This is a genomic window from Streptomyces sp. NPDC046349 (assembly GCF_055587885.1).
Window position 1 is genome coordinate 229,527 of sequence record NZ_JBVJFK010000005.1, and the last position, 11,890, is coordinate 241,416.

An 11,890-nucleotide genomic window follows, 5' to 3' on the forward strand; every position below is an offset into this window, starting at 1 on the left:
CGTATCCCCTCACCGATCAAAGCTGTCCGGATAGCGGACGCATTTCGACCGCATACCGGACGGCGCCGGTCAGCCGCGGCCGTCCGCCCCACCGTGCGGCCTCCGCCGCTGACCTGCGTCGACGCGGTCCTACGGCTCCACCGCAGGACACCGGCGTGGAGGGCTGCGGCGGCCCCCTCTGTGGTCAAGACCACGACCCCTCCGGGCGGGCGGCGCGGGGTGGGTCGGCCGCGCGGGGCCCGGTACGGGAAGGGGTGCGCGCATCGGGTCTTTCGGCCCGTAATACCCTCGCTGCATGCTCGACGCCCTGACGGTCGCCATCGGCGTGGCCGCACTCGCCCTCGCCGCCTGGTGCGGTTTCGCCGCGTTGCGGGACCAGCCCACCAAAGACTGGCATTTCATCGGCATGGCCGTCGTGACCCTGCTGGTCCTGGCCCAACTGGTGATCGGCCTGGTGCAGCTGGCCAGGGGCGAGAAGCCCGACGAGGGCTCGGTGATCTTCGTGGCCTACCTGCTCGGCGCCTTCGCCGCGGTACCGGCCGCCGGGCTGCTCTCGCTGACCGAGCGGACCAAGTGGGGCTCGGTGACGGTCGCCGCGGGCGCGGTCGTCCTCGCCGTCCTCGAAGTACGGCTCTACGACATCTGGGGAACCACCGGTGCCTGACGCTGACACGACGACCGCCACTGCCGCCGGGCGCAAGCGGCTGGTCTCGGGGCCCGGGCTGCTGCTGGTGTGGCTGTACGGGGTGATGGTGGTGGGCGCGGTCTCGCGGTCGGCCTTCCAGATCTCCACCGAGTTCGGCCGGGCGCCGCTGGCCTACTCGCTGTCCGCGGTGGCGGCCCTGGCCTACGCGTTCATCACGTACTCCCTCGTGCGCGGCGGCGAGGCGGCGCGCAAGGCGGCGCTGGTCTGCTGCGCCGCGGAACTGGCGGGCGTACTGGCCGTGGGCACGTGGACCGTGCTGCGCCCGGAGTCCTTCCCCGACACGACCGTCTGGTCGCAGTTCGGTCTGGGCTACCTGTTCATCCCGGTGATCCTGCCGATCACCGGGATGCTCTGGCTGCGCAAGCGCTGAGGCGCGGGCGCCGAGGCGCCGGCACCGAGGCACCGGCACCGAGGCGGCTCAGGCGCTGACCGCGAAGTCGGTCGGGTCTTTGGCTTCCTTCTCCAGGATCACCAGCTGCACGCCGTCGGAGGCCGTGCGCCCGCCGACCTTGACGTAGCCGGCCTTGTGGTAGAGCCGCAGGTTGGACTCGCTCTTGTGCCCGGTGTGCAGGCGGAAGCGGGTGGCGGTGCCGGGGCTCGCAAGGGCCTCCTCCACGGCGCGGAGCAGGCGCGCCCCGAGCCCGTGTCCCTGCAGGCGCGGGTGGACGCAGAGCTTGGCGATCCTGGCTGTGCCCTCCTCGTCGACGCTGCCGCGCACGGTACCGACGATCTCGTCGCCGAGCCGGGCCACGAGGACGGTGTCCGTCGCGAGCTCCCCCTTCAGGGAGTCCAGGGACTGGGTGAGCGGCTGGATGAGGTAGTTGCCGTAGAGCTCGGCCTCGCGCTGGAAGGCCAGGTACTGCAGTTTGAAGATCTGCTCGGCGTCCTCGGCGACCGCCGCCGAAATGGTCACGCTCATGCCCATGTGCGCATGCCTCCAGCTCACCTGGTAGCCCGTTGGTCTACCGCTCCCTTCCCCGAAGGCCAGGAGCCGCAACCTCTGCCGCCAGCATTCTGCGCAGACATCCCAGGCAACGGGAACGCACGGGCCCTAAACTTCCTTGTGAGATACCCAACTCTCCTGCGATTTCACGGTATGTGAGGTCCCTGGGCGAAAGAAGTGCCTTCATCAGCTCGGGGCAGCGTCCGGGCAACCGGGCGACGGCCGATCGGAGTGCGCGGTTCTCCTCCCTGTGCAGCAGGGCCTCTTCGGGTACGGGGCCGGTGGCGGCGGCCGGCTGCGGGCCGCCGCCCGCGGGGTGCCGGCGTCGGCCGTCCGCGGGATGGCGGCGGTGGTCGTACGGGATCTCGCGCTCCGCGCGGCGCCGGGCGAGGCGGGCCTCGGCCCGTACCGCCCGGCGCAGCCAGCGGGCCGGCTCGGCCGGGTCTGCGGGATCGGGCGCCCGCCGGCCGCTCTCCAGCAGCCTGACCCAGACGGCTTGTTCGAGGTCGGCCGCGTCCACTCCGGCGGCCGGCGCCTCCGCCGCGGCCTCCGCGGAGAGCAGGGGGCCCAGTTCGGTCACGAGGTCGGAGTCCTTCAGCAGGTCCATGCCGAGCGGGACGAGTGGGCCGCGCCCGGCGGTTTCCGCCCCGGGCGCGGCCCACTCGATCGGGAAGCGGGGCTCAGCCGTTGACGGGGCGCCGGCCCGGACGGAACGCCTCGGCGGCCAGAAGCCCGGTGTCCGGATTGTCGGTGAAGATGCCGTCGATGCCCTGTTCGAAGTAGGTGCGGAACGCTCCGAGGGCGTCGCCGTACGCGGCCGGATCCGTACCCCTGCGGTACTCGGCCGGCAGGAAGCTGTTCTCATTGCGCGCGGTGTAGGGGTGCAGCAGCAGCCCGCGGGCGTGGGCGTCCCTGACCAGGGTGGTGGGAGCGCCGAGCCGGCCGGCCGCGTCGCGCGGGAGGATCAGGTCCATGGTGGGGCCGATGCCCTGGGCGAACCCGGCGATCCACTTGAGGCCGTCGGGCTTGACCAGATCGGCGACCGTACGCGGGTCCCCCGCCTGTTCGAAGTCCCAGGGGCGGGTGCCCGCGGCGGACAGCAGGACCACACGCGGCGCGGAGACCAGCCGGGAGAGCCGTTGGATGCTGGAGGGCTCGAAGGACTGGAGGAAGACGGCGGCGTCACGGCCGTCGCGGCCGTATCGGCGCAGCAGCCGGGCGAGGGGCTCCTCCGGGCCGAGGCCGAGGCTGCGGAAGTAGCTGGGGTGCTTGGTCTCGACGTGCAGCCAGACCCGCTCGCCGCGCCGCCTGCCCTCGCGGTCGGCCCAGCGGAGCACCTCTTCGAAGGTGGGGACGGCCCACTGGCCGTCGTAGAGGGTGTTGCGCTGGCGGACGGCGGGGATGCGCTCCTTCGCGCGCAGGGTCTTGAGCTCGGCGAGGGTGAAGTCCTCGGTGAACCAGCCGGTGACCGAGATCCCGTCCACGGACTTGGTGGTGCGCCGGGAGGCGAACTCGGGGTGCTCGGCGACATCGGTGGTCCCGCCGATCTCGTTCTCGTGGCGGCACACGAGGTGGCCGTCCCGGGTCGGCACCAGGTCCTGCTCGACGACGTCGGCCCCGAGGTCGAGGGCCAGCTCGTAGGAGCCGAGCGTGTGCTCCGGCCGGTAGCCGCTGGCGCCGCGATGGCCGATGACCGTCGGGTACGGAAGGCTCCGGTGGCCCCTGTCGCCGTGCCCGCCCGCGGATGACGCGGAGGCCGTCCCCGCCCCGAGACCGGTGATCCCCGTCCCCGCCGCCAGGACCGCCGCCCCCAGGACCGTGCGTCGCGCTGCCCCACCCTGTGTCATGAGTGCCACACTCCTCGTCGTGAAAGGGGCCGGCGGTCCCGGGACCTGTGGCGTCACGGCATCCCGCGGCCCGCGGTCGGCGTGCCGATGGTAGGCAAAGGGGGGTGGCCGCAGGGGGTGCCTCGAGGACACATCCGGGGAACTTGGCGAAAACGCGCGTCAACAATACGTATCCGACACGTGAACCCGATGTGCGCTCGGAGCTGACCCGCGAGTATCGTCCTCACCTGCGCCACCGCCGAGCGGTGGGGGCGCGAGCCGCTTTTCGATGCCGGAGGGCCCACGTTGTTCCGTACGAAGCTCATCAAAGCCACTGTCGGACCGGTCATGCGCACGATGTTCCGCACCCGCGTGGAGGGCGTCGAAAACATCCCCGGCTCCGGTCCGGTGATTCTGGCGGGCAACCACCTCACCTTCATCGACTCCATGATCCTCCCGCTGGTGTGCGACCGCACGGTCCACTTCATCGGCAAGGACGAGTACGTGACCGGCAAGGGGATCAAGGGCCGCCTCATGGCGTGGTTCTTCACCGGCGCCGGCATGATCCCCGTCGACCGTGACGGCGCCAACGGCGGGGTCGCGGCGCTGATGACCGGCCGCAGGATCCTCGAAGAGGGCAAGATCTTCGGCATCTACCCCGAGGGCACCCGCTCCCCCGACGGCCGGCTCTACCGAGGCCGTACCGGCATCGCCCGCCTCACCCTGATGACCGGTGCCCCCGTGGTGCCCTTCGCGATGATCGGCACCGACAAACTGCAGCCCGGCGGCGCCGGCATGCCGCGTCCGGGCCGGGTCACCGTCCGCTTCGGCGAGCCGATGGAGTTCTCCCGCTACGAGGGCATGGACCGCGACCGGTACGTGCTGCGGGCCGTCACGGACTCGGTGATGGCCGAGGTCATGCGGCTCTCGGGCCAGGAGTACGTCGACATGTACGCGACCAAGGCGAAGGCCGCCTAGTATCCGAGGCCCCGGCGTCCCCCGCGGCCCTCACTGTCGCCGCAGTGACCGGCTGACGCCCGCCGCCGTCGTGGTGGCGAGGATCCAGCCGGTCACGATCAGCAGGTACGACAGCCACTGGTGCCAGCCGCTCGGCGCGAAGGCCTGCTCCTGGCCGAAGCCGATGATCGGCAGCATCAGGTCGATGGTGTAGAAGACGGCGTTGAAGTCCGGCGCCTCGCCCTGCTTGAGCGGGCGGGGCTGCTCCAGCGTGAACGCGATCGCCCCGGTGAGCAGGAGCGCCGTCAGCCAGCCCGCCGCGCGCAGCGGCCGGAAGCCGTAGCCGACGGTCGCGTCCTGGAGGAGCCCCCACAGGCGGGTGTGCCGGGGCAGGGTACGGCGGTGCCTGCGCAGTTTGGCGAGCTGGACGGTGCGGGCGGCCGCCTCGTCGCCCGCCGTACGGTAGGCGGCGGCCAGCTGTTCGTACGGGTACGGGAAGTAGCCGGGCTCGCCGGTCTCCAGCGCGGCCAGCCGCTCCTCGGCGGGCAGGTGGGGCCCCAGCGCGCGGTAGGTCAGCCCGTCGAGGCGCAGCGGGTCCCGCCAGGTCCCGGGCCTCATGTTCAGCAGGTCGAACTGCGAGCGCCGCAGGTTCACGGTTCCCCGCACGTCCTCGCAGGCGGGCAGCCACATCTCGCCCACCGTGCAGCTGGAGGCGCGCAGGGCGACGCCGCCCGGGTTGTCGAGGACGGCGCGGGCGAGGTTGAGGCGGCCGGGTATGCGCGATCCGGTGAGGTTGAGGCGGCCCTGGGTCCGGGCCCGCGCGGCCTGGAGGTTGGTGCCGACCGTGAGTGTCTCGGCCTGCAGCGCGGTGCCGTCCGGGGCGAGCAGGTGGGCGTCATCGAGGTTGATCTGCCCGCCGACCACGGCGCCGTTGAGGCGGAGCTGACCGTGGACGGTCAGGTCGTTGGCGATGATGTCGGTGCCGATCTCCGCGTGGTTGAGCTGGAGCGGGGCCTCGTCCGCCTCCTCGCCGGAGGTGGGGCCGACCATCGCGCCCTGGAGGAAGAGGCCGCCGGACACCTTGGCGCCCTGGAGCCGGACGGGGCCGCTGATGCGGCAGCAGGAGAGCCGCAGGACGACGTCGACGCGCAGGGTGGCGGCGGTGAGGCCGGGCAGGGTGGAGTATCCGAGGACGAGGGCCTTCAGCTGGGCTCCGTACAGGAGCGGTTTGCGTTCGAACCAGCAGTCGCGCATCCGGATCGGGTGGTCGACCACCGCGTAGCGCAGGTCGAGCTTGCCGACGATCCTCGCGCCCTTGATCTTGAGCCCCGCGACCCTGCCCTCCACGGCGGGGGCGGCGCCGAGCAGGAGGGCCCGCAGCACCTCGGCCCGCAGCGTGCGGTCGGGTCCCCAGCCGGCCCCGTCGACGGAGCTGTCCTCGGGGTGCTCCCGGAAGTCGATGCCGTCGCCGCGCGGGAAAGCCTCCCACACGCGTCGCTCGGCCGGGGTCAGATCGTTGATCTCCATCGCGGGGGATGGTGTCCCGGAGTCCGACGGGCTGTCAACTCGTTGCGGGACGAAGCCCCTTGACGCGGCGGCGGGTCAGTGTTCGACGCCCCCCTGGAGCCGCTGGCCCCTGAGCAGGAACCAGGCGGCCGCGGCCGTGGCCAGCAGGACGGCCGCGCCGACGCCGGAGGCGAACCGCAGGCCGTCGACGAAGGCGTCCTGGGCGGCGCCGACCATGTGGGCGGCGGTGTCCGGGTCCAGCGTCTTGGCGGCTTCCACGGCGCCGCCGAGGGATTCGTGCGCGGCGTCGGCCACCGGTGCGCCGACGGACGCGGGCGCCGTGAAGCCCTGGTAGACGCCGGTGACGATGGAACCGAGCAGGGCGATGCCGAGGGCGGCGCCGAGTTCGTACGCCGTCTCGGAGACGGCGGAGGCCGATCCGGCCTGCTCCTTGGGCACGCTGGAGAGGATCACGTCGGCGGTGACGGTGAAGGAGAAGCCTGCGCCGAGGCCGACGACGAGCAGGGCCGCGCCGAGCAGCGGGTAGCCGCTCTCCTTGTGGATCACGGTCAGGACGGCCAGGGCGGCGCCGATGGCGGCGAGGCCGCCGGTGACGACGGAGCGCACCGAGTACCGGCGGGCGTACCTGCCCGCGACGAGTCCGGTGGCCACCGCGCCGATGGCGGCGGGCAGTTCGGCCAGGCCGGCCTCCAGCGGGCCGCGCCCCTGGACGAGTTGGAGGAACTGGGAGAGGAAGAAGACCAGCCCGGACAGGCCGAAGACGGTGAGCAGGTCGGCGAGGACCGCGCCGGAGAAGCCGCGGTGCCGGAAGAGCCGCATGTCGAGCAGCGGGGACGGCAGGGTGAACTGGCGGCGGACGAAGGCGTACAGGGCGCCCGCGCCGAGGCTCGCGGCGAGAGCGACCTCCCAGGTCATGCCGTGCGTGGCGGCTTCCTTGACGGCGTAGACCACCCCGATGACGCCGACGAGGGACAAGCCCACGCTGAGCAGGTCCCAGGGGCCGGCGACCGGGTTCTTGGACTCGGGAAGCAGCTTGATTCCGACGAGGACCAGGGCGATCATCACGGGGAGGTTGATGAGGAAGACCGAGCCCCACCAGAAGTGCTGGAGGAGGGCTCCGCCGACGACCGGGCCGACGGCCGCGCCGGCCGAGGCGGTGGCGCCCCAGATGCCGATGGCGAGGCTGCGCTCCCTGGGGTCGGTGAAGATGTTCCGGATCAGGGCGAGGGTGGAGGGCATCAGGGTGGCGCCGGCCACGCCGAGCAGGGCGCGGGCGACGATCATCATCTCGGGGCTGGTGGCGTAGGCGTTCAGGACCGAGACGGCGCCGAAGGCGGTGGCGCCGACGAGGAGCAGCTTCTTGCGGCCTATCCGGTCGCCGAGGGATCCCATGGACACCAGGAGTCCGGCGATGACGAAGGAGTAGATGTCGCCGATCCACAGCAGCTGGGTGCCGGACGGCTTGAGGTCTTCGCTGAGGGAAGGTGTGGCGAGGCCGAGGACCGTGGCGTCGACCGCGACGAGCAGCACGGCCAGGACCAGCACGGAGAGGGCGAGCCAGCGTCCGCGGCTCTTCTCCTCCACCTCCGTCCGACGTATCAGCTGTTCGGTACGGCTCATTTCTCCACACTCCGTCGGGCGCCACCGAGCAGCAGCTCGATGATCATGTATTGGAAGTCCTTGGCGGCGACCCGGCCGTCCATGACGGCCCAGGCGCAGCTGCCGATGAGGCCGTAGAGGGCCTCGGTGAGCCATGCGGGACTCAGGTCGATGCGGATGTCGCCCTCTTCCTGGCCGCGCCGGAACAGGGCGATGACGCGGGCGTCGAGCCGGGCCCAGCCCTCGTTGACCTCGTCGCCCTCGAACAGCTGGTTCTCGGTGACGAGGAAGGCCAGCAGCGGGGCGTTGGGCTCGGCCTCGGCGACGAGGCGCCGGAGCGCCTCCAGCGCGGTGCCCTCGTCGAGCCGGGCGTTGTCGAACGCCGCCTCGAACTCGCGGATGCCGAGGTCTTCGAGGGCGCGTACGAGGGCGTCACGTCCGGCGAAGTGCCGGTGGAGGGTCGCGCGGCCGATTCCGGCGGCGCGGGCGACCTCGTCCATCGTGGCGGTCGATTTGCGGGAGAGCAGGGCGGCCGCGTCGCGGAGCACCTGGTCACGATCCATGGCCATGAGACAAGCATACCCCGAATGAGACACGCGCGTCTCATTCTTTCGAAAAATGGGCTGCCTGCGGGCCGCCGGAAAGGAATCCTGCCGAGATGAAGCCACTGCTGCTGATCGACGTCGACGGACCGCTGAACCCTTACGCGGCCAAGGCGCAGCGCCGCCCGGAGGGGTACTCCACCCACCGGATGCGGCCGACGGGCTGGACGGAGCAGGAGAGCGCGAAGCCGCTGCGGGTCTGGCTGAACCACGGCCACGGCGCCGAGCTGCTCGCCCTCGCGGACGCGTACGAGCTGGTCTGGGCGACCACTTGGAAGGACGAGGCCAACGACTGGATAGGCCCGCACCTGGGTCTGCCCCGGCTGCCGTTCATCGACTGGCCGGTGATGCACGGCCGGGCGCCGCGCGGCACCTTCTGGAAGACCCGGTACATCCTGGAGTACGCGGGTGTGCGGCCCTTCGCCTGGATCGACGACGACATCACGGCGAGCGACCGCGAGTACGTCGACCAGCGCCACCCGGCGCGCACCCTGCTGATGCGCGTCGACGAGCAGATCGGCCTGGTCCGCGCGGACTTCGACACGCTGGCGGAGTGGGCCGCCTGACGCGCGGCGGTGAACGGCCGCCGCGGGCCGGGGTTTTGATCACGCTCCCGCCGCGACTTAGCATGCACATGCCCCCCCCGAACCCGTACCGACGAAAGCGACCCATGCGCCTTCAGCGGATCCTCGCCGCGACCGCCGCCCTCTGTTGCCTGGCCCCGCTCTCCGCCTGCAAGGAGGGCGGGCAGCCGGGTACTCCGACCGCATCCCCGTCCACCTCCGCGGCCGCCGCCACGGGCCCGCTCGCCGAGGCCCAGCAGTACCTGAGGCAGTTCGCCAACTGCGACGACCTGAGCGACAGGCCCGACGACCCCCGCATACCCGCGGGCGACTTCCCCAAGGCCGGGCAGTGGTCGGTGAAGGAGCTGGGCGTCTGCAGCGACAAGGTCCGGCAGGGTGAGATCGTCATCGCCGTTCCCGCGGACATGCGGCAGTTCCAGGAGGGATACAAGAAGTACGTCCTGGACAGGATCGACGGCGGTGACGGCGCGTACGGCCTGGAGAGCCGGGTCCTGATCGGCAAGGGCTTCGTCGCGTTCCCGACGAGCACCAAGACGGCACTCGCGCTGGTCCGCTCCGACCTGCGGGTCCTGACGTGCAACCCGACCGCCCCCGTCCCCAAGGGCTACAAGCGGGAGAAGCCGCTGGTCGAACACTGCAACCTCAGCGACTTCGTCGGCTCCGAGGACGGATCGGGCAGCCCGAACCTCGAAACCCCGCAGGATCCGGCGGGCGAGGGCGAGAAGCTGGGCCAGCCGAAGACGGGCAGCCTCGGGCTCCCCCGCGCCGGCAGCATCGCCGAGCTCCGGACGCTCGTGGGCAACAGCCTCGACTGCGAAAAGCACTTCTCGACCGACCCCGACGCCGTCGCGATCGAGTCGATCGACTACACACCGGTGGTGACGGGCAGCGTGCTCGAGTGGGGCGTGACGGGCCGCGCCCTGTGCGGGGAGCCCGCCGGGGCGCAGCGCGCCCGCAACCTGAGCTGGCTCGACACCGTCGCGGACATGAAGCTGCTCCAGACCAAGGCGAAGGCCGCCCAGTTGGCCGACCTCAAGGACGACGGCAAGTTGAAGCAGACCGCGAGCCGGCTGCTCGTCGGGGAGAACATCGCGGTCGAGACCAACAGCCCGTCGTCCCGGCGCGGCCTCTACCAGCTTCAGTTCCTGTACCTGAACTGCGTTCCCGGCTTCTCCGCACCGTCGGGCTACCGGCTGGAGAAGTCCAAGGTCGAGGGCTGCGTCCTGACGAACTACGAGCCGGACCATCCGCTCGACTGAGCCGGAGGCGACGCGCCGGAGGGGCGGCAGGGGCACGGGGCTCCTGCCGCCCCTCCGGGCATTCCGCCGCGTGCGGACGTACAGGCCCGACCCGGTCGGGCGGGCGTGCGGGACGCAGGGCGGCGGGGGCAGTGGGTGTCTGCGGCAGTGGGGGCCTACCGCTTGTGGACGGCCCAGGCGTGCTGGATGACCAGGTCCGCCTTCAGCTCGGTGAGCTGGACCGCGACCGCCGAGGGGGCGGTGCCGCCGCGGCCCTTGCGGGAGGCGAGCGCACCCTTGACGTTGAGGACGGTGCGGACCTCGGGGGTCAGATGCTCGGAGATCTTGGCGAACTGCTCGTCCGTGAGCTCGTCCAGCTCGATGCCGAGCCCCTCGCACTCCTTGACGCACTCGCCGGCCACCTCGTGCGCCACCCGGAACGGGACGCCCTGCTTGACCAGCCACTCCGCGATGTCGGTGGCGAGGGAGAAGCCCGCCGGGGCCAGCTCCTCCATCCGCTCACGGTTGACGGTGAGCGTGGCCATCATGCCGGTGAAGGCGGGCAGCAGGACTTCGAGGGTGTCGCAGGAGTCGAAGACGGGCTCCTTGTCCTCCTGGAGGTCCCGGTTGTAGGCCAGGGGCAGCGCCTTGAGGGTGGCGAGCAGACCCGTCAGGTTGCCGATGAGGCGGCCGGACTTGCCGCGCGCCAGCTCCGCGATGTCGGGGTTCTTCTTCTGCGGCATGATCGACGAGCCGGTGGAGAAGGCGTCGTGCAGCGTCACGAAGGAGAACTCCTTCGTGTTCCAGATGATGATCTCCTCCGCGATCCGGGACAGGTTGATCCCGATCATCGCGGTGATGAAGGCGAACTCGGCGACGAAGTCGCGCGAGGCCGTGCCGTCGATCGAGTTGCCCACCGAGCCCCGCTCGAAGCCCAGCTCCGCGGCGACCGCCTCCGGGTCCAGGCCCAGCGAGGAACCGGCCAGCGCGCCCGAGCCGTACGGTGAGACCGCCGTCCGCGTGTCCCACTGCCGCAGCCGCTCCGCGTCCCGGGACAGCGACTGCACGTGGGCCAGCACGTGGTGCGCGAAGAGCACCGGCTGTGCGTGCTGGAGGTGGGTACGGCCCGGCATCGCCACGTCCGCGTGGCTCTCCGCGAGACCGACCAGCGCGTCCTGGAGGTCGGCGATCAGGCCGCCGATGATCCGGGCGTGGTCGCGCAGGTACATGCGGAAGAGGGTGGCCACCTGGTCGTTGCGGGACCGGCCTGCGCGCAGCTTGCCGCCGAGGTCGGCGCCGAGCCGCTCCAGCAGGCCCCGCTCCAGCGCGGTGTGCACGTCCTCGTCGGCGATGGTGCCGGTGAAGGAGCCGTCGGCGACGTCCGCCTCCAGCCGGTCCAGGCCGGCGATCATGCGCTCGAGCTCGTCGGCCGTGAGCAGTCCCGCCGTGTGCAGCACGCGGGCGTGGGCGCGCGAGCCGGCGATGTCGTACGGCGCGAGGCGCCAGTCGAAGTGGACCGACGCGGACAGCTTCGCGAGGGCCTCGGCGGGACCGTCGGCGAACCGGCCGCCCCAGAGCCGGACGTCACCAGCGTTGTTGCTGCTCACAGCTACTGCTCCTCAAGACTGCATGTATGGATGTGCAACGGCCTCCCCGCCGCGGAGGTAACGGGGAGGCCGTCTGCGTACGGGCTGGGCGGCGGGGCTCGCGCCAGGTCGCGCTCGGCCGCGATCTTCGACGACAGGGCGACGATGTCGATGAAGCCCTGCGCCTTGGACCGGCGGTGCACTCAACGGTAAGCATAACTATGCATGTCTCCGTATGTTTCGTCAATCACGGGCGGGCAGCAGACGCCTGACCAGGCCGGATATCCCGAGCAGCGGGCCATGGCCACCGCCTACGATCGGG

At 71.5% G+C, this 11,890-nt stretch carries 12 protein-coding genes; 5 read left to right on the forward strand and 7 right to left on the reverse strand.

Annotated features, from left to right (window positions below):
* Positions 1–295 precede the first annotated feature (295 nt).
* Together ACZ6JS_RS14085 and ACZ6JS_RS14090 are read left to right on the forward strand one after the other, a co-directional pair.
* Positions 296–664 carry a hypothetical protein gene (locus ACZ6JS_RS14085; protein ID WP_469297849.1) on the forward strand — a complete coding sequence of 123 codons (369 nt, stop codon included), beginning with the start codon at positions 296–298 and terminating at the stop codon, positions 662–664.
* Complete coding sequence (locus tag ACZ6JS_RS14090; RefSeq protein WP_469297850.1) at positions 657–1,076, forward strand: hypothetical protein; 420 nt, start codon at positions 657–659, stop codon at positions 1,074–1,076. The genes ACZ6JS_RS14085 and ACZ6JS_RS14090 overlap by 8 nt, the downstream gene beginning before the upstream one ends.
* 48 nt (positions 1,077–1,124) lie before the next feature.
* Here ACZ6JS_RS14090 and ACZ6JS_RS14095 read toward each other — a convergent pair whose 3' ends face one another.
* From ACZ6JS_RS14095 to ACZ6JS_RS14105, 3 genes are all read right to left on the reverse strand, one after another.
* Entirely contained in the window at positions 1,125–1,631 is a 507-nt protein-coding gene (locus tag ACZ6JS_RS14095; RefSeq protein WP_469297851.1) for a GNAT family N-acetyltransferase, read from the reverse strand.
* A gap of 37 nt (positions 1,632–1,668) precedes the next feature.
* Complete coding sequence (locus ACZ6JS_RS14100; protein WP_469297852.1) at positions 1,669–2,256, reverse strand: sigma-70 family RNA polymerase sigma factor; 588 nt, start codon at positions 2,254–2,256, stop codon at positions 1,669–1,671.
* Between the two features lie 73 nt (positions 2,257–2,329).
* Positions 2,330–3,496, reverse strand: a complete 1,167-nt coding sequence (locus ACZ6JS_RS14105; protein WP_469297853.1) for a glycerophosphodiester phosphodiesterase — start codon at positions 3,494–3,496, stop codon at positions 2,330–2,332.
* A gap of 327 nt (positions 3,497–3,823) precedes the next feature.
* On the opposite strand from ACZ6JS_RS14105, the gene ACZ6JS_RS14110 reads away from it, so the two are divergent.
* Positions 3,824–4,453, forward strand: coding sequence for a lysophospholipid acyltransferase family protein (locus ACZ6JS_RS14110; RefSeq protein ID WP_350998081.1), 630 nt, complete (start codon positions 3,824–3,826; stop codon positions 4,451–4,453).
* A gap of 30 nt (positions 4,454–4,483) precedes the next feature.
* On the opposite strand, the gene ACZ6JS_RS14115 is transcribed toward ACZ6JS_RS14110, so the two are convergent.
* The 3 genes from ACZ6JS_RS14115 to ACZ6JS_RS14125 all read right to left on the reverse strand — a co-directional run bounded on the left by ACZ6JS_RS14115 (position 4,484) and on the right by ACZ6JS_RS14125 (position 8,127).
* Positions 4,484–5,959, reverse strand: coding sequence for a membrane-associated oxidoreductase (locus ACZ6JS_RS14115; protein WP_469297854.1), 1,476 nt, complete (start codon positions 5,957–5,959; stop codon positions 4,484–4,486).
* Between the two features lie 75 nt (positions 5,960–6,034).
* Positions 6,035–7,579: an MFS transporter gene (locus ACZ6JS_RS14120; protein WP_469297855.1), complete on the reverse strand. Its 1,545-nt coding sequence runs from the start codon at positions 7,577–7,579 to the stop codon at positions 6,035–6,037.
* Positions 7,576–8,127, reverse strand: coding sequence for a TetR/AcrR family transcriptional regulator (locus ACZ6JS_RS14125; protein ID WP_469297856.1), 552 nt, complete (start codon positions 8,125–8,127; stop codon positions 7,576–7,578). Before ACZ6JS_RS14125 ends, ACZ6JS_RS14120 begins: the two co-directional genes overlap by 4 nt.
* An 89-nt stretch (positions 8,128–8,216) precedes the next feature.
* Between ACZ6JS_RS14125 and ACZ6JS_RS14130 the strand changes: the two genes are divergently transcribed.
* Positions 8,217–8,726 (forward strand): HAD domain-containing protein, encoded by a 510-nt coding sequence (locus ACZ6JS_RS14130; protein ID WP_469297857.1) that lies wholly within the window; start codon positions 8,217–8,219, stop codon positions 8,724–8,726.
* Between the two features lie 104 nt (positions 8,727–8,830).
* Positions 8,831–10,003, forward strand: a complete 1,173-nt coding sequence (locus ACZ6JS_RS14135) for a hypothetical protein (protein ID WP_469297858.1) — start codon at positions 8,831–8,833, stop codon at positions 10,001–10,003.
* Between the two features lie 155 nt (positions 10,004–10,158).
* On the opposite strand, the gene argH is transcribed toward ACZ6JS_RS14135, so the two are convergent.
* The gene (argH, locus tag ACZ6JS_RS14140) at positions 10,159–11,589 is read right to left on the reverse strand and encodes an argininosuccinate lyase (protein WP_469297859.1); all 1,431 of its coding nucleotides are present in this window, start codon (positions 11,587–11,589) and stop codon (positions 10,159–10,161) included.
* Positions 11,590–11,890: the final 301 nt, after the last annotated feature.

Excerpts from the sequence above, each read along its gene's own strand:
- ACZ6JS_RS14115 (WP_469297854.1), bottom strand. The coding sequence starts at position 5,959 with ATGGAGATCAACGATCTGACCCCGGCCGAGCGACGCGTGTGGGAGGCT.
- ACZ6JS_RS14110 (WP_350998081.1), top strand. The coding sequence starts at position 3,824 with ATGCGCACGATGTTCCGCACCCGCGTGGAGGGCGTCGAAAACATCCCC.
- ACZ6JS_RS14085 (WP_469297849.1), top strand. The coding sequence starts at position 296 with ATGCTCGACGCCCTGACGGTCGCCATCGGCGTGGCCGCACTCGCCCTC.
- ACZ6JS_RS14095 (WP_469297851.1), bottom strand. The coding sequence starts at position 1,631 with ATGGGCATGAGCGTGACCATTTCGGCGGCGGTCGCCGAGGACGCCGAG.
- ACZ6JS_RS14130 (WP_469297857.1), top strand. The coding sequence starts at position 8,217 with ATGAAGCCACTGCTGCTGATCGACGTCGACGGACCGCTGAACCCTTAC.
- ACZ6JS_RS14105 (WP_469297853.1), bottom strand. The coding sequence starts at position 3,496 with ATGACACAGGGTGGGGCAGCGCGACGCACGGTCCTGGGGGCGGCGGTC.
- ACZ6JS_RS14100 (WP_469297852.1), bottom strand. The coding sequence starts at position 2,256 with ATGGACCTGCTGAAGGACTCCGACCTCGTGACCGAACTGGGCCCCCTG.
- ACZ6JS_RS14120 (WP_469297855.1), bottom strand. The coding sequence starts at position 7,579 with ATGAGCCGTACCGAACAGCTGATACGTCGGACGGAGGTGGAGGAGAAG.
- ACZ6JS_RS14135 (WP_469297858.1), top strand. The coding sequence starts at position 8,831 with ATGCGCCTTCAGCGGATCCTCGCCGCGACCGCCGCCCTCTGTTGCCTG.
- ACZ6JS_RS14125 (WP_469297856.1), bottom strand. The coding sequence starts at position 8,127 with ATGGCCATGGATCGTGACCAGGTGCTCCGCGACGCGGCCGCCCTGCTC.